18 protein-coding genes and 1 pseudogene are annotated in these 17550 nt (G+C 67.6%); 8 read left to right on the top strand and 11 right to left on the bottom strand.

Annotated features, from left to right (window positions below; genetic code table 11):
* Positions 1 to 128: 128 nt before the first annotated feature.
* Positions 129 to 1073: an NYN domain-containing protein gene (locus tag ACK4HH_RS06305; RefSeq protein ID WP_409649641.1), complete on the top strand. Its 945-nt coding sequence runs from the start codon at positions 129 to 131 to the stop codon at positions 1071 to 1073.
* Positions 1074 to 1131: 58 nt separating this feature from the next.
* Here ACK4HH_RS06305 and ACK4HH_RS06300 read toward each other — a convergent pair whose 3' ends face one another.
* Both ACK4HH_RS06300 and ACK4HH_RS06295 read right to left on the bottom strand, forming a co-directional pair.
* A complete protein-coding gene (locus ACK4HH_RS06300; protein WP_409649638.1) occupies positions 1132 to 1926 on the bottom strand; it encodes a hypothetical protein in 795 nt (264 codons plus the stop codon).
* Positions 1927 to 1930: 4 nt separating this feature from the next.
* Positions 1931 to 2521: an RNA polymerase sigma factor gene (locus tag ACK4HH_RS06295; RefSeq protein ID WP_409649635.1), complete on the bottom strand. Its 591-nt coding sequence runs from the start codon at positions 2519 to 2521 to the stop codon at positions 1931 to 1933.
* A 168-nt stretch (positions 2522 to 2689) separates the two neighbouring features.
* Here ACK4HH_RS06295 and ACK4HH_RS06290 point away from each other — a divergent pair, with 168 nt between their 5' ends.
* Together ACK4HH_RS06290 and ACK4HH_RS06285 are read left to right on the top strand one after the other, a co-directional pair.
* Entirely contained in the window at positions 2690 to 3646 is a 957-nt protein-coding gene (locus ACK4HH_RS06290; RefSeq protein ID WP_409649632.1) for a homocysteine S-methyltransferase family protein, read from the top strand.
* Positions 3647 to 3695: 49 nt separating this feature from the next.
* Positions 3696 to 4319 (top strand): hypothetical protein, encoded by a 624-nt coding sequence (locus ACK4HH_RS06285; RefSeq protein WP_409649629.1) that lies wholly within the window; start codon positions 3696 to 3698, stop codon positions 4317 to 4319.
* Between the two features lie 69 nt (positions 4320 to 4388).
* On the opposite strand, the gene ACK4HH_RS06280 is transcribed toward ACK4HH_RS06285, so the two are convergent.
* The 4 genes from ACK4HH_RS06280 to ACK4HH_RS06265 form a co-directional block, all read right to left on the bottom strand.
* Positions 4389 to 5555, bottom strand: a complete 1167-nt coding sequence (locus tag ACK4HH_RS06280) for an RtcB family protein (RefSeq protein WP_409649626.1) — start codon at positions 5553 to 5555, stop codon at positions 4389 to 4391.
* Positions 5556 to 5943: 388 nt separating this feature from the next.
* Positions 5944 to 6483, bottom strand: coding sequence for a DUF1697 domain-containing protein (locus ACK4HH_RS06275; protein ID WP_409649623.1), 540 nt, complete (start codon positions 6481 to 6483; stop codon positions 5944 to 5946).
* A complete protein-coding gene (locus ACK4HH_RS06270) occupies positions 6480 to 6803 on the bottom strand; it encodes a DUF1905 domain-containing protein (RefSeq protein WP_409649620.1) in 324 nt (107 codons plus the stop codon). Before ACK4HH_RS06270 ends, ACK4HH_RS06275 begins: the two co-directional genes overlap by 4 nt.
* Positions 6804 to 7125: 322 nt before the next feature.
* Positions 7126 to 7710 carry a hypothetical protein gene (locus tag ACK4HH_RS06265; protein ID WP_409649617.1) on the bottom strand — a complete coding sequence of 195 codons (585 nt, stop codon included), beginning with the start codon at positions 7708 to 7710 and terminating at the stop codon, positions 7126 to 7128.
* Between the two features lie 129 nt (positions 7711 to 7839).
* Here ACK4HH_RS06265 and ACK4HH_RS06260 point away from each other — a divergent pair, with 129 nt between their 5' ends.
* The 4 genes and pseudogenes from ACK4HH_RS06260 to ACK4HH_RS06245 all read left to right on the top strand — a co-directional run bounded on the left by ACK4HH_RS06260 (position 7840) and on the right by ACK4HH_RS06245 (position 10693).
* The gene (locus ACK4HH_RS06260) at positions 7840 to 8610 is read left to right on the top strand and encodes a 3'-5' exonuclease (RefSeq protein ID WP_409649614.1); all 771 of its coding nucleotides are present in this window, start codon (positions 7840 to 7842) and stop codon (positions 8608 to 8610) included.
* A 30-nt stretch (positions 8611 to 8640) separates the two neighbouring features.
* Positions 8641 to 8826, top strand: a pseudogene (locus ACK4HH_RS06255) (AAA family ATPase); the annotation flags it as partial.
* Between the two features lie 189 nt (positions 8827 to 9015).
* The gene (locus ACK4HH_RS06250) at positions 9016 to 9993 is read left to right on the top strand and encodes an AAA family ATPase (protein WP_409649868.1); all 978 of its coding nucleotides are present in this window, start codon (positions 9016 to 9018) and stop codon (positions 9991 to 9993) included.
* A gap of 64 nt (positions 9994 to 10057) precedes the next feature.
* Complete coding sequence (locus ACK4HH_RS06245) at positions 10058 to 10693, top strand: HNH endonuclease (protein WP_409649611.1); 636 nt, start codon at positions 10058 to 10060, stop codon at positions 10691 to 10693.
* A 255-nt stretch (positions 10694 to 10948) separates the two neighbouring features.
* On the opposite strand, the gene ACK4HH_RS06240 is transcribed toward ACK4HH_RS06245, so the two are convergent.
* Genes ACK4HH_RS06240 through ACK4HH_RS06230 form a run of 3 tightly spaced genes read right to left on the bottom strand, consistent with a single transcriptional unit; the run spans position 10949 to position 13557 of the window.
* Positions 10949 to 11368: a DUF4279 domain-containing protein gene (locus ACK4HH_RS06240; RefSeq protein WP_409649608.1), complete on the bottom strand. Its 420-nt coding sequence runs from the start codon at positions 11366 to 11368 to the stop codon at positions 10949 to 10951.
* Between the two features lie 8 nt (positions 11369 to 11376).
* Positions 11377 to 12891 carry an Asp-tRNA(Asn)/Glu-tRNA(Gln) amidotransferase subunit GatB gene (gene gatB, locus ACK4HH_RS06235; RefSeq protein WP_409649605.1) on the bottom strand — a complete coding sequence of 505 codons (1515 nt, stop codon included), beginning with the start codon at positions 12889 to 12891 and terminating at the stop codon, positions 11377 to 11379.
* 30 nt (positions 12892 to 12921) lie between these two features.
* Positions 12922 to 13557: a DUF6498-containing protein gene (locus tag ACK4HH_RS06230; protein WP_409649602.1), complete on the bottom strand. Its 636-nt coding sequence runs from the start codon at positions 13555 to 13557 to the stop codon at positions 12922 to 12924.
* 155 nt (positions 13558 to 13712) lie between these two features.
* Here ACK4HH_RS06230 and ACK4HH_RS06225 point away from each other — a divergent pair, with 155 nt between their 5' ends.
* Positions 13713 to 15242, top strand: coding sequence for a DUF222 domain-containing protein (locus tag ACK4HH_RS06225; RefSeq protein WP_409649599.1), 1530 nt, complete (start codon positions 13713 to 13715; stop codon positions 15240 to 15242).
* Between the two features lie 122 nt (positions 15243 to 15364).
* Here the strand turns inward: ACK4HH_RS06225 and gatA are convergent, their stop codons facing one another.
* On the bottom strand, positions 15365 to 16840 hold the full coding sequence (gene gatA / locus ACK4HH_RS06220) for an Asp-tRNA(Asn)/Glu-tRNA(Gln) amidotransferase subunit GatA (RefSeq protein ID WP_409649865.1): 1476 nt from the start codon (positions 16838 to 16840) through the stop codon (positions 15365 to 15367).
* Between the two features lie 122 nt (positions 16841 to 16962).
* Positions 16963 to 17262, bottom strand: coding sequence for an Asp-tRNA(Asn)/Glu-tRNA(Gln) amidotransferase subunit GatC (gene gatC, locus ACK4HH_RS06215; protein WP_409649596.1), 300 nt, complete (start codon positions 17260 to 17262; stop codon positions 16963 to 16965).
* Between the last annotated feature and the right edge of the window lie 288 nt (positions 17263 to 17550).

The raw sequence follows: 17550 nt of genomic DNA, 5'->3' as shown, positions 1-17550 counted from the left end.
GGTAGCGAGCGAGCGTGACGTCTATTCGCAATCCGAACACCGCACACCATCGGTGCCCACTCCCGCGTTCGGGGGCCGAGGCTGACAGGATGGGGGCGACCGGGTCCCGATCCAGAAGGAGGCGACCCATGGCCGAATCGGCCGAGAACCGCGTGGCGGTCTACATCGACTTCGACAACATCGTCATCTCGCGCTACGACCAGGTGCACGGCCGCAGCGCCTGGCGCAAAGACAACGTCTACAAGCTCGCGCCGGGGCTGTCGGATGCGAGCGCCGAGCAGAGAGACAAGGTGCGGCACGCGACGGTCGACATCAGCGCGATCCTCGACTTCGCCTCGTCGTTCGGCACGATCGTGCTCTCGCGCGCCTACGCCGACTGGTCGGTGGGCGTCAACGCCACCTACCAGGGGCAGCTCATGGAGCGCGCGGTCGACCTGACCCAGCTCTTCCCCGCGACGCAGCAGATGAAGAACGGCGCCGATATCCGCCTCTCGGTCGACGTGGTCGAAGACCTTTTCCGCCTGCCCGACATCACGCACGTCGTCATCGCCGCGGGCGACAGCGACTACATCGCCCTCGCGCAGCGGGCCAAGCGGCTCGGCCGGTACATCGTCGGCATCGGTGTGGCCGGCGGCACGAGCAAGTCGCTCGCGGCGGCGTGCAACGAGTACGCCGACTACGACTCGCTGCCGGGCATCCGGCCGGCCGCCCACATCGTGGCCGACCTCGTCGTCGTGCCCGGAGAGGCGGTTGCCGCGACCAAGGCGCCACGCCGTGCGTCAACCACCGCCGTGGTCACCGAGCCCGCCAACGACACCGCTCTCGCCGAGACCGCGACCTCGAAGCGCGCTGCGAGCGCCCTCCTCGTTCGTGCTCTGCGGCTCGTGCACGAAGCGGACGACGCCGATTGGGCGCATGCCTCGGCTCTCAAGAACCAGATGAAGCGCCTCGACCCGGCCTTCAATGAGAAGGCGCTCGGGTACAGCAGCTTCTCGAAGTTCGTCAAGTCTCGCGCCAACATCGTGGAACTCGACGAATCGACGCAGATCCACCTCGTGCGACTGCGCGAATAGCCACGACGCACCCGCGGCCCCGGCGGCGCTGAGCTGCGCGGGGCCGCGGCGCGACGGATCAGTCTTCTTCGGTCTCCGGCGCCGGGTCGTCGTCGACCTCGGGCTCGTCGTCGCCCTCAGGAGCCGGATCGTCATCGACCTCGCCCTCGTCGTCATCGCCGTCGCGCACGGGGTCGTCATCCACCTCGCCCTCGTCGTCATCGTCGTGACGCACGGGGTCGTCGTCGACTTCGGCCTCATCGTCGTCGTCGTGACGCACGGGGTCGTCGTCGACCTCGCCCTCGTCATCGTCGGTCGACGACTCGGGGTCGTCGTCGACCTCGACCTCGTTCTCCTCCTGCCGCACCGGGTCGTCATCGACATCGGACTCGTCGTCGACGAACGGCGCGGGGTCGTCATCGACCTCGGGTTCTGAGCCCGTCACGGTCGAGACGATCGTGTCGAAGGCCGACTGCGCCGGGCCGGGCAGCGCGCCAGCAGCGCCCACCCCGGTCACCCCGAACACGACAACCCCCATGCCGATCGCGATCTTCGATGTCAGGCTCACGCCCGAGATCCACTCCATCATGCTGCGCACCCCTTCGATGAACGCCGGTCGGCGCACCGCGTGCGATGCCGTACCGGCTGTCGACGGCGTCGCCACATCAGCGACGCCGGTGATCGAGATGGGCGCGAGCGCCTGCCCCTCCAGTCGCGCGACCAGGCGCTCGTTCGGTTGCGGCGCGGCGACGGCGAGCGCCGACGTCCGCACCGAACCGAGGGCGTCTGCGAGGTCGCGAAGCTCCGGGCGACCCGCGGGGGTCATCCCGGCCAGCAGCTGCTCGGCCTCCGTGTCGTCGATTCTCTTGCTCATCTCACTAATCGCTATCGTCGGCGGGGCCCGCAGGGGTACGGGGTTCGGCAAAGTTTTTTCGCAGCTGCACGAGCGCTCGGCGCTGCAGCGCCTTCACCGCACCCTCGCGCTTACCGAGCACGACGGCGACCTGCTCGACAGTGAGATCGGCGACGATGCGCAGCATCATGACGTCGCGCTGGTCAGGAGCCAGGGAGTCCAGCAGCGCCACCGTTCGCTCGCTCGCCAGTCGTTCGAGCGCATCCTCTTCGGCGCTGGATGCCCGGCGCGGGTCCTCCTCGGCGATCAGCTGCACCGGCTCGCCGCGCCGCCCGCGCACCCGCAGCTCGTCGACGAGGCGGCGGTATGCGATCGAGAAGACGAAGGAGCGGAAGGCGGCGGCATCACCGGTGAATTCGCGCAGGCGATCGAAGACGACCAAGAACACCTCGCTCGTCAGGTCTTCTGAATCTCGCGATCCTCGCGCGGTGGCGAACGCGGCGACGGCGGGAGCATGGTCGCGCCACAGGCGCGTGCAGGCCCACCCGGCCCCGGCCTGCGCCGCGCTCAGCACGCTCGCGAAGGTGTCGTCGCTGATCCCTCCGCTGCTCGGCACAGGGCTGAGAGTACGACCGGTCGTGCGGGCTCACAATCCCGAGATCGGGGGCCCGCCGCGCGGGCGCCGACCGCGAACCGTCGGTTGCTGCCGACCTCCTCGCGGGCCACACTGGGGGCCAGCACCCGCTCACCCCCGAGCGTCGACCCGACCGAACGAGGAGTCACCGTGCCGGCACCCGCTTCCCTGCCCCAGCTCGCGCCGCGCCTGTTTCTCACCGACGGCGGCCTCGAGACCACGCTCATCTTTCACGGCGGATTCGAGCTGCCCGACTTCGCCGCGTTTCCGCTCATCGAGACCGAGGTGGGTCGGGCGGCCCTCGAGCAGTACTACCGCTCGTACATCGAGATCGCCGAGCGGCATGCGACCGGCATCGTGCTCGAGACGCCGACCTGGCGGGCGAGCGCCGACTGGGGCGACCGGCTGGGCTACAGCCCCGAGGCGCTGCGCGCGGTCAACGCCGCGGCGGTCGAGCTGCTGCAGCGGGTGCGGGCCGCGCACGCCGCGGGGGGCGCGCCCATCGTCATCAGCGGCAACCTCGGCCCGCGCGGCGACGGCTACGCGCCGACGAGCGCCATGAGCGCGACCGAGGCCGAGCAGTACCACCGCGAGCAGATCGAGTCGCTCGTCGACGCCGGCGCCGAGCTGATCACCGCGCTGACGATCACGAACGTCGACGAGGCCATCGGCATCGTTCGCGCAGCCGTGAGCGTCGGTGCCGCCGTGGTGATCTCTTTCACGGTCGAGGTCGACGGCCACCTGCCGAGCGGCCAGCGGCTCGTCGACGCCATCGCCGAGCTCGACGCGGCGACCGCCGCCGGCGCGGCGTACGTCATGGTCAACTGCGCGCATCCCTCGCACCTCATGCCGGCGCTCGAGGAGGGGTCGCCGACGCTCGCCCGGCTGCGCGGCGTGCGGGCCAACGCGTCGACGCTCAGCCATGCCGAGCTCGACGAGGCCGACGAGCTCGATGCGGGCGACCCGGCCGATCTCGGCCAGCGCTATCGCGAGCTCACCGCGCTGCTGCCGGCCCTGACGATCATGGGGGGATGCTGCGGCACCGACGACCGTCATATCGACGCGATCGCGGCGGCGTGCGCTCCGCTGTTCGCCGCACGGGAATAGGCCGGATCCTCCCTATCGCGCAGGGGTGCGCGGGGGCTAGAGTCCCCGCATGACCGTGCGCACCGCATCCACCGGGCTGATCGCCGCCGTGCTGCTCGCCCTCGCGGGGTGCGCGACGCCCGCGCCGCCCGCCGCCGAGACGCCGGTGCCGACCGTGACCGTGACGGTCACGCCGAGCCCCGAGCCCGAGCTGGCCGACTACGGCTTCACGTACTTTCGCGGCGGGCAGCTGAGCGCCGCCGACTTCGCCGAATTCAGCACGCAGTTCGGTGCGACCATCACGGGCATCGCCGAGTGCCCCTGGTACGCCGAGGTCGAGACGCACGGTGCCGACGCGGCCACCTACGCCTTCACCGACCCCGAGGGCGTCGACCCCGGAATCTCGTTCTTCTACACCCAGGCGTTCGGCGAAGTGATGGGCGATATGCCGCGCAACGCCGAGGGCGTGGGTGTCGGATCGACCGAGGCCGAGGTGCTCGCGGCCTACCCGTCGGCCGTCGTCGACGCCTATGACGACATCAGTGTCGGGCCGATGACGCGCATCACCGTCGACGACCCCGACAGCGACGCCAAGTACGTCTTCGCGCTCACCGACGGCTCGCCCGTCGTCAACCTGCTGCAGTGGGGAACCACCGCGGGCGGGCAGTGGGCGCACCTCTGCCTGCCGCTGTAGCACGACGACGCCGGCCGCCCCGCTGCCGAAGCAGCGAGACGACCGGCGGCGTGCTCAGTCGCGCTTCACTCAGTCGCCCTTCACGTTCACGAGCTGCCGCAGCGTGTGCCGGATCGTGACCAGGTCGGCCGCGTCGGCCATCACCTCGTCGATCGGCTTGTACGCGTGCGGAATCTCGTCGATGAAGGCGTCGGTGTCGCGAAACTCGATGCCCACCATGGCCTCCCGCAGCTGATCCTGCGTGAAGGTCTTCCGGGCCGCCGACCGTGAGTAGAGCCGTCCGGCTCCGTGCGGCGACGACTCGAGCGCCATCGCGTTGCCCGTGCCCTCCACGACGTACGACGCGGTGCCCATCGAGCCGGGGATCAACCCGAGCTCTCCGGCCTTCGCCGAGATCGCACCCTTTCGCGAGACCCACACCTCCTTGCCGAAGTGGGTCTCTTTCTGGGTGAAGTTGTGGTGGCAGTTGATCCGCTCGAGCTGCGCGACGTCGCCGCCCACCCACTCGGTGAACTGCCGCACGACCCGGTCCATCATCTCCTCCCGGTTGAGCAGCGCGTAGTGCTGCGCCCACCGAAGCTCGGCGATGTACCGGCTGAACTCCGGGGTGCCCTCCACGAGGTACGCGAGGTCGGCATCCGGCAGTGAGATGAACCACTGCGCGGCGAGCTTCTTCGCGATGTCGATGTAGGTCTGGGCGATCTTGTTGCCCACGCCCCGGCTGCCCGAGTGCAAGAACAGCCACACCCGGTCGAGCTCGTCGGCCGACACCTCAATGAAGTGGTTGCCGCTGCCGAGCGTGCCGAGCTGCTCTTTCCACCGGCCGGCCCGCTGCGCCGGGTCGAACCCGGCCCGCTCGGCCATCGCCTCGAGCTCGGCCACTCGCGGCGCGGCCGTTGCGACAATGCGGTTGTTCGCCGCACCCGCGCTCAGAGGAATGGCCCGCTCGATGGCGAGCCGCAACGGAGTGCGGTCATCCGGCAGCTGGTCGACCGTCTTGTCGGTCAGCACGGCGATCATTCCGCACCCGATGTCGACCCCGACGGCCGCCGGCATGACTGCCCGCAGCGTCGGAATAACCGAGCCGACCGTCGCGCCCAACCCCAGGTGGGCGTCGGGCATGAGGGCCAGGTGCGGGTAGATGAACGGCATGGTCGCGGTCGTGCGCGCCTGCTCGAGCGTCTTCTCGTCGAGGATGCTCGCCCAACTGGCGAGGGTCTTCGAGATCTTCTGCATGATCCTTTCGATTCTCTTCGGTGTTCGTTTCTGTCGTGGGTCGGCGAGTGGATGCTCGACCGACCGGTCCCGAAGAGTCGCGCTCTGCTCCCCCGCGGTGGGAGCCGTGTTGATGGGCAACACAGAAGAACGACGCCCCGGGCCTCATGGCACGGAGCGTCGCTGGATGCGACGGACCGCCCCTAGGTGAGGTCGGGAAGGAAGCGCTCGAGGCGCTGCGCGAGTTGTTCGCGAATCGGCGAATAGGCCGTATTCATGCTCGTGCTCCTTCCGTGGGCGGTGTTCTGGCGCCTGCCGATGGCAGGCGCTCGTGATTCTGCGCCTGCCTCGTGCAGGTGCGAGTCACGACACTAGCTCATGCATCCCGGGCGTGTCGCGCTGGCTGTGGTCACGGTTCTGTCACGGGTTGGCGGTCGAGCAGGGCGAGCAGCGCGTCGATCGTGCGCAGGTTGCGGGCCGTGCCGACGACGCCGAGCGCGCGCAGCAGGCGGGTGAGATCGAGCTCGGCGCGGCCCGCGCCCTTCGCGTAGCGCACGTGCAGGTCGACGCCGATGAGTGACCACTCGTCGTCTCCGCTCGGCACGTCGGCCGCGGCGGTGGGGTCGACGGGGGCGCTCGTGAGCGGCACCAGGTACGAGAAGGCCGGGTCGACGATGACGAAAGGATGCGCATCCCGAGCCGCACGCAACGCCGCCGCATCGCGCACGATGACCTCGCGACGGAACCCGAAGCGGGTCTCGACCGCGTCTGCGAGCTGCACAGCGAACGCGGCCGGGTCGCCCGGAGGCACGGCGACGAGGTTGCCCGAGGCGATGTAGATCTGCACGTCGGTGGCGCCGAGCTCGGCGGCGAGCGCGCGTAGCTCGGCCATCGGCAGCTTCGCGGTGCCGCCGACGTTCACGGCGCGAAAGAGGAACGCGTGCCTCACGAGAGCTCGATCAGTTCGAGGCGCACGCGCACGTCGTCGCCCGCGGTCAGCCCCTCGGCCTGCCGCACGGCCTTCTTCATGGGCAGAACATAGGCCTGCTGCTTGGAGTCGGGGAACAGGCTCGTCGCCCACTCGCTGCCGCCGACGCGCACGCGCACCCGCACGCTGCCGAACCCGTTCGTGAGGCCGTGGGTGCGCGCGTCGATCTCATCGCTGATCGCGACCGGAACGGTGACGAAGTGCCAGGCGGCGGGGCCGGTCCACTCGTAGAGCGCGGCCGTGAAGTCGTAGACGGTGGGGTTGGCGTCGGATGCTCGCACCGGGTCAGTCTGCCGCAGAGGGGTGACGCGCGACTCCCGAATCGTGTGACTCGCCCACTCTTGCGGGGTGCCCTTGTACAACCACGTAAATCAGGACGAGGCTCTACTTGACTCTCGGTCGCGCCGCAAACGGGGGGGCGCCGCTGAGCGACGCTGGAAGCTCGGCTGGCGATGAGTCAAGTATCCCCAGTGACGATCCGCTTGCAAGAGTCGAGGACAATTGGAATGGTTGCAGCCTTTCATCGCCGCACACGAGTCACGTCGGTTTGGGCCGGGTGAGGACCTTCACTGACGTCTTGCGAGAGACCCAAGGGGCTGCGTATCAGGCGAACTCCGCAGAATTCGTGTCGAATACGCGACTGTCGATGTCACCGCCAGAGTAGCGCGGCGACACAAAAGTGCGCCTAGCGCCTGTGTATTCGTCGTAGCCAGTCACAACCACCCGAACCTTCGCTGTGGGGCCAAGCTCGCTAAACATCTCACTCAGAGAAACAGTTCTGCTTGCTCGTAGTGTTCGCCGCACGCGGGCCGGCACACGGCCGCGAAACAAATCAGACCACTCGCGGCACTCGAGCCGAATGAGGCGACCGTTTCCTGGGGCGAGGAAGAGAATCGACTCGGGAGATGTCTTGAGCCTGACAACCTTCACCCGAGCCTTGTTGTCGGGTATAGGTCCAAAGCGGAGCTCCACTTGGACGGTCACGTCGACGATTGCTCGCCTGCCATAGTTGTGCACTTTGACGCTGTTGACGAGCCGACGGTTCACCACCGCTTGTCGAATGCCAGGGCTGAACGCCAACTTCGGCACTAGATATCTCGTGACGTACCACCAGACGGTGAAACTCGCACCCAGTCCAGTAGCCGCTCCGATCGCCGCGCTCATTGACACTTCGGCAAGTAGATCCATGATCAGACGTTAGTACTAAACCGCTAGGCGACTGCCTTACCTAGCCCACGCGCATCCAAAGACTCCGCTGGGAGCTTTCAGTTCTGAGCACGCCAAGACTGCGGGCAAGGCGTAGGCAATATCGCTTTGATGCGAGACTCACGAAACCGCCCAGCCCTCTCCAGCTACTCAACAGAAAGAGCTGCACGCGATTGTCGGCGACCGCCCGACGGCCTGACCCTCATCGGCGACGGCCAGCAGACCATCTACCCCGGCGGCTACTCGCTCGCCGAGGCGGGCATCTCGGTCGCCGGCCGCGGAGTGTTGCTCTCGACCAACTACCGCAACACCCGCGAGATCGCCCAGTTCGCTGCGGCGATCGTCGAGGGAGACGAGTTCGTCGACCTCGAGGGCGGTCCGGGGCGGGCGGATGCTGCGCTCGACGTTCCCCGCACGGGCCCGTCGCCCGAACTCGCGTCGTTCGAGTCTGTCTCACTGCATGACGCGGCGCTCGTGTCGCACGTGCGCGCGCTGGTCGCCTCGGGTGTCGACCCCGGCGACATCGGCGTGCTGACCGCAACGAATCGGGATGCTCTCGCCATGCTCGCCGCGCTGCGCGCCGCCGGCTTCGACGCCATCGAGCTCGAGAGTTACGCAGGCACACCCGCACCGCTGGTCAAGGTCGGAACGATCAAGCGCGCCAAGGGCCTCGAGTTCAAGCAAGTGCTGCTGGCGCGAGTCGATGGGTCGCTACTCTCCCCCGCTGCCGCCGACTTCGACGAGGGCGCGCTCGAACGGCGAGAGATCGAGCGGCGCGAGTTGTACGTCGGCATGACCCGCGCCCGCGATGGGTTGTGGGTTGGAGCCGGTTGGAGAGAGGTAGAAGGGGGCTCTCTAGCCGATCGTGGAGGATTCAGATGATGTATGTTCACGTCAGTCCAAGCGTGAGGAATGGCAAGCATGTTTTTAGAGACCTTGGTCCTGGAGAACGTCAGAGGTTTCCGGACGTCAGAGGAACCAATAAAGCTCGACTTTGCGCGACCAGATGGAACCTACGCAGGATTCACAGTTGTCGCCGGGCGAAACGGGAGTGGAAAATCGACGCTGCTTCGCTGCATAGCGCTTGCACTTTCCGGCCCGACTACTGCTAGAACTCTCTCGCCCGGCTTCCACGGATGGATCTCCAACGGCTCAAGGTCGGCACGCGTAGAGGCCGCCTTTTCCCAAGGTCATGCGGACTCATTCGGAACCGGAGGGGCCCCGCCGAAGACACGGCCCTGGGCGGGACTCCGCTGGGACCAAGAGTCAACAGGCTCGTTCGTCGAGATGCAGGAGTCGATTCCCAAGAGCTCTGCGAAGCTCACGGCTCGACGTGGTCCTTGGCTAGAGAATCCATCAGGCTGGTTTCTCGCCGGCTACGGACCCTTTCGACGACTGAGTGGCGCGGCGGCAGAAGCGCAACGTTCGATGCTAGGCAGCAAACGAACTGCCGCTTTGGTCACACTTTTTGATGAATCCGCATCACTAGCTGAGTCCACGTGGTGGCTCCAGGAGCTTTATCCGAAGCAATTGGAGGGTGATCGAACCTCTGAACTAATTCATCAAGATATTCGCCGATTTCTCAACGATGGCTTGATGCCAGACGGCACTGAGGTTATTGACTACACATCCGAAGGCCTTTGGGTTCGTCAAGGCGGGGCCGAGCTTGTCTTGGAGGAAATGTCCGACGGATATCGTGTTGTCTCCGCGCTCGTGATTGACATTCTTCGCCGTCTATATGCGTCGTTTGGCCATCTCGGCATCATCGACGACGGGTCAGGCGGGGTGTATTGCAGCCATGAAGGCGTCGTGCTCATCGACGAGGTTGACGTTCACCTTCACGTGGGCTGGCAACAAAGGATTGGTTTCTGGTTGCGCGAGCACTTCCCCAATATTCAATTCATAGTCTCCACCCACAGTCCGTTCGTGGCTCAGGCAGCAAGCCCCAACGGGCTCTTGAGGCTGCCTGCGCCAAACGACGAGAACCGGACACCGAGCTTCATCGCAGAGGACACTTTCGATCAGATCGTGAACGGAGACGTGGACCGAGTATCCATGAGCCACCTCTTTGGACTTGAGAGTACTTACAGCGAAGAGACGCTGGTGCGACGCCGAAAGTGGTCTGAACTGGAAGATGCTCAAATGGGCCAGGCTCCTTCCGAAGACCTCCGAGATTTGCGCAGGACCCTCGGGATCGGCCCTTCGGATGACGTGCAACAGGCCATTAACGCGCTCAATGAGATTCTGAGAGCGCGACGTGCGTAGGTTTCATCGCCCCGCTCTTGCCGCTAGCGAAACTGCTTATCTGAATTCCAAGACTCAAGAGATCTTGGCATCGCCCGATCGCGCCAACGCTTCGAAAAGGACGTGGACCAACAAGAGCAGCGCCAGGTTCCGTGAGATCAGGGCCGCACTCGAGCGAGCGGCCGGGACCAACCTTCGATGCATGTATTGCGATGACAACGAGGGGACGGCCATCGACCACTTTGATCCGAGGATCCGAAGTCCCGAGCTGACGTTTGAATGGAACAACTACTTGCTTGCTTGCTCGGGCTGCAACTCGAATGCAAAGAGATCACAGTTTCCCATTGACGAAAACGGCGACTCCCTACTCGTGAATCCGATGCGAGAGGAACCGAGCGACCACCTAACCCTGAATCCTGCCAATGGGCAAATCGTGACGCACACAGAGAAAGGCCTCGAAACCATCCGCGTCTTCAACCTGAATCGCGAGAGACTTCGCGCCGGTCGAACCGATGCATGGGCGGGGCTCGAGGCCCTTGTCGCTGCCTACGGAAGGCAAATGGACGCGGGACTCACAGAAGATGGGGTCGAAACGCTAAAGAGAATCAAGAGTCACGCGTTCGCTGAAGTTCTCGAGGAAATGCGGCGTTACGCCGCGGCTCCCAACGCTCTGTTATCGGACTCTCTGAGGGCAACGCTACGAAGACATCCTGAGATCTAAGCCAAGGCCACGGCTATCGCGATTCAGATTCAAGGGAGATCTCAATTGCGATCCGCGCGTTGCCTAGATCGCTACTAGACCCGACACGGGAACACGGCTAGTGAGCCCAAGACCTTCAAGACGTTGCTCGCGATCCGCGTGGTGGGTGTCGCGGTTGCCGACAGGGCGCAAGTTGCTCTAGCCAACACGAACGCAACCGCAGTGAACGGGACAGCCAGAAGTCAACGTGAACCCTTAGTCGACATCGCGATTCTCCTAGCTGGCGAGGTATGCGGTGCCGTAGAGGTCGCAACCTAGGGCTCCGAGGTCGGTGAGGAGAGCTGCCGGGAAAACGAAGCCGCCTTGGTCGCTGTCGCTGAAGCCGCCCCAGCTAATCACCGTCGTACACAACGGCCTGAGCGACGCGAGTTGTTCGCTCTTGTCACTCAAGAGCTCGGCTAGGGCGACCAGGCCACTGAAGGATCCTGGGGAAAGTCCCGCGCCGGAATCGAGGCGCCAGAAGGTCTCGCGTGCCGTGCGTTGCACGACCACTCCGCTCGCGTCTGGTCGGGGCGCACCGTGCGGGTCGCCGATGTTGCGACTGGTCGACGGGGTGATCCCGAGACTTTGCGTGATCTGCTCGGCGGACAGGGTGGGGCTCGTGATGACGAGCGACGCTGAGCTCTCGACGATCACGGGCGGGGTCAGGCCTGCGCCCGCTCCAGCACAAGCTCGCGCACGCGAGCCGCATCGGCCTTGCCACCCATCGACTTCATGACCGCACCGATCACGGCCCCGGCCGCCTGCACTTTGCCCTCGCGGATCTTCTCGAGAACATCTGGCTGCGCCGCGAGCGCCGCATCAATCGCCGCGATGAGCGCGCCGTCGTCGGAGACGACCTGCAGGCCGCGCGACTCCACGACCTGAACCGGCGTGCCCTCTCCCGCGATCACACCTTCGACGACCTGACGCGCAAGACGATCGGTGAGCGCACCGGAGTCGACGAGGGCGACGATGGCCGCGACATCCGTCGGCGTGATGAGGGCGGCGGGCTCGGCGTTCTTGGTGTTGGCGATGCGGGCGATCTCGCCCGTCCACCACTTGCGGGCCTGCTGGGGGGCGGCTCCGGCGGCGACCGTCTCGTCGACCTCGACGAGCAGGCCGCTGTTCACGACGTCGCGGAACTCGAGGTCAGAGAAACCCCACTGCTCTTTCAGGCGACGTCGGCGGGTTGCCGGGGCTTCGGGAAGGGCATCCCGCAGCTGCTCAATGAGCGCCGCGCCGGGAACCACCGGCAGCAGGTCGGGCTCGGGGAAGTAGCGGTAGTCGTCGGCGTCGCTCTTGACGCGTCCGGGTGAGGTGGTGCCGGTGTCTTCGTGCCAGTGGCGGGTCTCTTGCTGGATGCTGCCGCCGGCCGCGAGGATCGCCGCCTGCCGCTGGATCTCGTAGCGGATGGCGCGCTCGACGCTTCTGAACGAGTTGACGTTCTTCGTCTCAGTGCGCGTACCGAGCTTCTGCTGCCCGCGCGGACGCAGTGAGACGTTGGCATCGCAGCGCAGGTTGCCGCGCTCCATGCGGGCCTCGCTGATGCCGAGCGCGCGCGCGATGTCGCGGATCAGCGAGACGTACGCCGCCCCCAGCGCGGGCGCGTCGGCCTCGGCGCCGATGATCGGCTTCGTCACGATCTCGACGAGCGGAACCCCCGCGCGGTTGTAGTCGACGAGCGAGAACTCAGCGCCCTGGATGCGGCCCGTCGACCCGCCGACGTGCGTCAGCTTGCCGGCGTCTTCCTCCATGTGGGCGCGCTCGATCGGCACCGTGAACAGGCGGCCATCGGGCAGCTCGACCTCGACCTCGCCCTCGAACGCGATCGGCTCGTCGTACTGGCTGATCTGGTAGTTCTTGGGAGTATCGGGGTAGAAGTAGTTCTTGCGGCTGAACGTGCTGCTCTCGGCGATCTGGCAGCCGAGCGCGAGGCCCAGCGAGATCGCGTAGCTCACCGCCTGCTCGTTGACGACCGGCAGGCTTCCCGGTAGGCCGAGGCAGACCGGCGTGATGGCCGTGTTGGGCTCGGTGACGGCGTTGCCGCTGAAGGCGGGGTTCGGGGCGTCGCTGAACATCTTCGTCTTCGTGCTCAGCTCGACGTGCACCTCGAAGCCGAGCACCGGCTCGAAGAGTTCCAGTGCCTTGTCGAAGTCCATGAGATCAGCGCGCGCCATGACGCAATCCTACGGGCGTTGACGGTGGGGTCAGGATGCTCGGGCGCGGTCGCGGGCCGCTGCGAGCATCCACCCCGCCCCGTCGACCAGGGCGTGCAAGGCGATGAGCAGAATCGCCGCCGCGGCGGGCCAGGCGAGTGCGTCGATGAGCACGATTCCCACGATGACGCTCACGTGCAGCACGATCATGCGGGGGTAGGCACTCATCATGAGGCGCGACCCGCGCTGCTCGGGCAGGGGGCCGAAGCGGGCGGCGAGCACCTGGGCGGTTCCGCCGATGAGCCACACGATCAGGGCGCTGAGCCAGTTGAGCGGGCCCGGCGCGCTGCCCGTCGAGATGAAGACGCCGGCGACCAGCAGAAGCACGAAGACGCCGTGCACGAGGGTGAAGATTCCGTAGTGCAGGGCGAAGAAGCCCGCGAGCGCTCGACCGGCGCCGGGGCCGCGCACCGGGCGGCCGTTGACGGTGAGATTGCCCACGACGGCGGGGTCGTCGCCGCCGGGCGCGTCGGCCGAGCGCAGCATTTTGGTGACCATCGCCACCCCGAGGCTGACGTTCTCGAGCCAGTACAGCAGCACGATCTCGCGCCAGTCCCAGCCGAGCAGCATCACGCCGACGAGCGGCAGCGCGGTGTACGCGAGCAGGGTGATCAGGCGGGCGGGCATCGTGGGGCGATTCTTGCAGGTGGTGGATGCTCTGTCTCGGGGGTTCGCGGGTGCGGGTGCGTGCTGCCCCTCCTCCACAGGCTGCCCGCAAATAAGTTCTCCACGAGTTTCGCTCATGACCTGTACACCAGTTCTATAGTGCGAGAGAATTAGGCATGGCTCATTCGAACACCACGACGACCGCCCCGCTGGGCGATGCCGCGGTGCTCGACGTGCCTGGTGGCGATGTGCCTGCGCTCGCTGTGCCCGTGCGCGCTGTGCCTGGCCTCGCTGTGCCCGCCCTTGACGTGTACGACGGGGCGCAGGTCGGCGGGTTGGGCGATGACGCGCTGCTCGGCCTGCAGTCGAGGCTCGCCGAGCTGCGGCGTCGCACCGAGACCAACCTGGCCATCCTGGCCGACGAGATCGCCCGCCGATCGCACCACTCGCTCGGCCACGACGGCCTCGCGCAACGACTCGGCAGCCGCACCCCGCAGCACCTCGTGCAGCACCTCACCGGAACGAGCGCCCGCGACGCCGCCGCACTCGTGCGCGTGGGGTCGATGCTCGGGGCGGCCTCCTCGGTCGATGACAGCCCGACTGCCTCATCCTCTCCTGCGCCCGCCGGTGCGCCCGCGAACGCATCTTCCAGCACAGCAGCGCCGTGGCTCGCCCCCATCGCGGCGGCTGTCGGCGAGGCCCGGTTGAGCGTCGAGGCGGGCGACGCGATCGCCCGCGCGCTCGGCCAACCCGACGCGCACGTCACCGCAGCACAGCTCGGGGTCGCCGCCGCACAGCTCGTCGCCGAGGCGACTCTGCTCACGCTCGAGCAGCTGTCGGTGCGCGCCCGAAACGCCCGCGCGCTGCTCGATCTCGACGGCCAGCCCGAGCTCGTCGCCGAGCGCGAGCAGTCGCTGCGCGACCGCCGATACCTCTTCCTCAGCCGCCAGGCCGACGGCATGACGCGCCTGAGCGGACTGCTCGACCCCGAGTCGGCCGCCCTCGTGCACGACGCGGTCGACGGCGCCACCTCGCCGCGCCGCGGCGGCCCGCGCTTCGTGAGCCCCGGCGAGCGCGAGCGCGCCGAGCGCATCGCGCGCGACACCCGCACCACCGAGCAGCTCGCGCTCGACGCCCTCGTCGACCTCGTGCGCATCGGCGGCGACGTGGCCCCGACCGAGGTGATCGGCACGCGCTCCCCCGCCGTGCAGGTCATCGTCGCCGAGCGCGACCTGGCCGCTCGCCGAGGCCTCGCCCGCATCGAAGGCCAGACCGAACCGGTCAGCATCGAAACCGCCGACCGACATGGATGCTCCGCCGGAGTCGTTCCCGTCGTCATCGATGCCCGCGGTGATGTCGTGGCGCTCGGCCGCGAGACGCGCCTCTACACCCGACGTCAGCGGGTTGCCCTCGCCGCCCGTGACGGAGGCTGCCGGTTCCCCGGTTGCGACCGCCCACCCTCGTGGACGGAAGCGCACCACATCGTCCCCTGGTCAGAGGGCGGAGCGACCGACCTCGCCACCGGAGTACTGCTCTGCCGGCACCATCACCTGTTGCTGCACAACAACGGTTGGCGGTTCGAACGCAGACGAGATGAGTTCGTGCTGATTCCACCCCGGTCGATCGACCCCGAGCAGAGACCGATCCCGGCCCCGAGCAAGAGCCCGATCATCGAGCGCGAACGCGCCCTCGCGGGCGCAGGCTGACCGGCGCCGCGCTGTGAGCGCGCCCTCGCGGGCGCGGGATGACCGGCACCACGTCATGAGCGCCCGGTCGCGGGCGCGGGATGAGACCGGCACCGCGTCATGCGCCCGCTGCGCTCAGGCCGCTATGCCGTCCGCAGCTCGGGGGCCTTGGCCCAGAGCGACCCGCCCCACTGCGCCTCGAGCAGCTGCTCGATCGCGGCACCCGCCGTGTACAGCCGCGCATCCTGGCGAGCCGGCGCCATGAGCTGCAGGCCCACGGGCAGACCGTCCTCGGGCGCGAGCCCCATCGGCAGACCCATGCCCGGCACTCCCGCCAGGTTCGCCGGAATCGTCGTCACGTCGTTGAGGTACATCGCCAACGGGTCAGCGAGCTTCTCGCCGAACCGGAACGCCGTCGTCGGCGCACTCGGCGACACCAGAATGTCGGCCTGCTCGAAGCACGCCGCAAAATCGCGCTGAATGAGCGTGCGCACCTTCTGCGCACTGCCGTAGTAGGCGTCGTAGTAGCCCGCCGACAGCGCGTACGTCCCCAGGATGATGCGACGCTTCACCTCAGGCCCGAACCCGGCTTCGCGCGTCGCACCCATGACGTCTTCGACAGTTCCGCCCGGCACCTCCGACCGCAGGCCGAACCGCACCGAGTCGAACTTGGCCAGGTTGCTCGACGCCTCCGCCGGCAGAATCAGGTAGTAGGCCGCCACCGCGTACTCGAAGTGCGGCGCACTCACCTCGACGATCTCGGCCCCCGCCGCCGCCATGAGCTCGAGCGTCTCGTGATAGACCGACGACACCCCCGCCTGAAAACCTTCGCCCTCGAGCTGCTTCACGACACCGACGCGCACACCCTTCAGCGCATCACCCGACTGCCCGGCCCGAGCAGCCGCGGCCATCGAGGGCCACGCATCCGGGATGCTCGTGGCATCACGCGGATCATGCCCGCCGATCACGTCGTGCACGAGCGCAGCATCCAGCACCGAGCGCGACACCGGCCCGACCTGGTCGAGCGACGACGCCAGCGCGATCGCACCGTACCGGCTCACGCCACCGTAGGTGGGCTTGACACCGACCGAACCGGTAACCGCAGCCGGCTGACGAATACTGCCACCCGTGTCGCTGCCGAGCGCGACCGGCGCCTCGAACGCCGCGACCGCCGCGGCCGAACCACCCCCCGACCCGCCGGGGATGCGCGTCAGATCCCACGGGTTCTTCGTCGGCCCGTAGGCGGAGTGCTCGGTCGAGCTGCCCATGGCGAACTCGTCCATGTTCGTCTTGCCGAGCGGGATCATGCGCGCAGCGCGCAAGCGCGCGACAACCGTCGCGTCGTAGGGCGGGATCCAGCCCTCGAGGATGCGCGAGCCCGACGTCGACGGCATATCGAGCGTGCACAGCACGTCTTTGATCGCGATCGGCACACCCGCGAGCGCGGGCAGCGTCACGCCGGCGGCACGGTCGGCGTCGACCTGCGCGGCCGTCTCGAGGGCTGCAGCATTGACGTGCAGGAAGGCGTGCACGTCACCGTCGACGGCGGCGATGCGGTCGAGGTGCGCGCGCGTGACCTCGACGCTCGAGACCTCTCCCGCGGCGAGGTGCGCGGCCAGGTCGGCGGCCGAGGTGCGCGTGAGATCAGTGGACGAACCTGTGCCCGACGAACCGACGCCCGACGAACCAGCGCCCGACGAGGTCGCGCCTGACGATGTCGCGCCTGACGATGCGGCGGCGCTCACTGCTCCTCCCCCAAGATCGCGGTGACGCGAAAACGGCTGCCGTCGTGGTCGGGCGCTCCGGCCAGGGCCTGCTCGGTCGAGAGGGTCACACCGGGCTCGTCGACCCGCATGCCGCCTTTGAGCGGGATCGGGTGGCTCGTCGCGGGCACCTCGGGCGTCGCGACCTGCTGCACCTTCGCGACCGAGTCGACGATCGCTCCGAGCTCGCCTGTGAGCTGCTCGATCTCGTCGGCCGTCAGCGCGATGCGCGCGAGCGACGCGAGATGCGCGACGCGCTCGGGGGTGATCTCAGACATCGTGCCTCTCAGACAGGGGGGTGCCGCGGTGACCGTCGGTGGGGATGCTCCAGTCTACTGAGCGCATCCCAACGGTTCGGCCGTGCCGGTCGTCTGAGAGGGTAGAGGCGGCGCACGCCGCCCACCCCGACGACGGGAGGCACCATGACCCGCAGCAGCACCGGCATCGCACTCGGCACCGCTCGCGGCGCGACCCGCCGCGCTCTCGGCACCGCTCGCGGCGCGACCCGCCGCGCTCTCGGCACCGCTCGCGGCGCGACCCGCCGCGGCACCGGCACCACCCGCCGG

This window comes from Microcella sp. (assembly GCF_046296455.1).
In the GTDB taxonomy this organism is placed as follows: Bacteria; Actinomycetota; Actinomycetes; order Actinomycetales; family Microbacteriaceae; genus Microcella.
Note: the sequence above shows the minus strand (reverse complement) of the source record. Positions and strands in the feature narration are given on the sequence as shown.

What these genes read in the sequence shown, in the direction of transcription:
- ACK4HH_RS06305 (WP_409649641.1), top strand. Translation starts at nt 129, where the DNA reads ATGGCCGAATCGGCCGAGAACCGCGTGGCGGTCTACATCGACTTCGAC.
- ACK4HH_RS06265 (WP_409649617.1), bottom strand. Translation starts at nt 7,710, where the DNA reads ATGGATCTACTTGCCGAAGTGTCAATGAGCGCGGCGATCGGAGCGGCT.
- ACK4HH_RS06285 (WP_409649629.1), top strand. Translation starts at nt 3,696, where the DNA reads ATGACCGTGCGCACCGCATCCACCGGGCTGATCGCCGCCGTGCTGCTC.
- ACK4HH_RS06280 (WP_409649626.1), bottom strand. Translation starts at nt 5,555, where the DNA reads ATGCAGAAGATCTCGAAGACCCTCGCCAGTTGGGCGAGCATCCTCGAC.
- ACK4HH_RS06300 (WP_409649638.1), bottom strand. Translation starts at nt 1,926, where the DNA reads ATGAGCAAGAGAATCGACGACACGGAGGCCGAGCAGCTGCTGGCCGGG.
- ACK4HH_RS06225 (WP_409649599.1), top strand. Translation starts at nt 13,713, where the DNA reads ATGGCTCATTCGAACACCACGACGACCGCCCCGCTGGGCGATGCCGCG.
- ACK4HH_RS06250 (WP_409649868.1), top strand. Translation starts at nt 9,016, where the DNA reads ATGCAGGAGTCGATTCCCAAGAGCTCTGCGAAGCTCACGGCTCGACGT.
- gatC (WP_409649596.1), bottom strand. Translation starts at nt 17,262, where the DNA reads ATGTCTGAGATCACCCCCGAGCGCGTCGCGCATCTCGCGTCGCTCGCG.
- ACK4HH_RS06260 (WP_409649614.1), top strand. Translation starts at nt 7,840, where the DNA reads ATGCGAGACTCACGAAACCGCCCAGCCCTCTCCAGCTACTCAACAGAA.
- ACK4HH_RS06230 (WP_409649602.1), bottom strand. Translation starts at nt 13,557, where the DNA reads ATGCCCGCCCGCCTGATCACCCTGCTCGCGTACACCGCGCTGCCGCTC.
- gatB (WP_409649605.1), bottom strand. Translation starts at nt 12,891, where the DNA reads ATGGCGCGCGCTGATCTCATGGACTTCGACAAGGCACTGGAACTCTTC.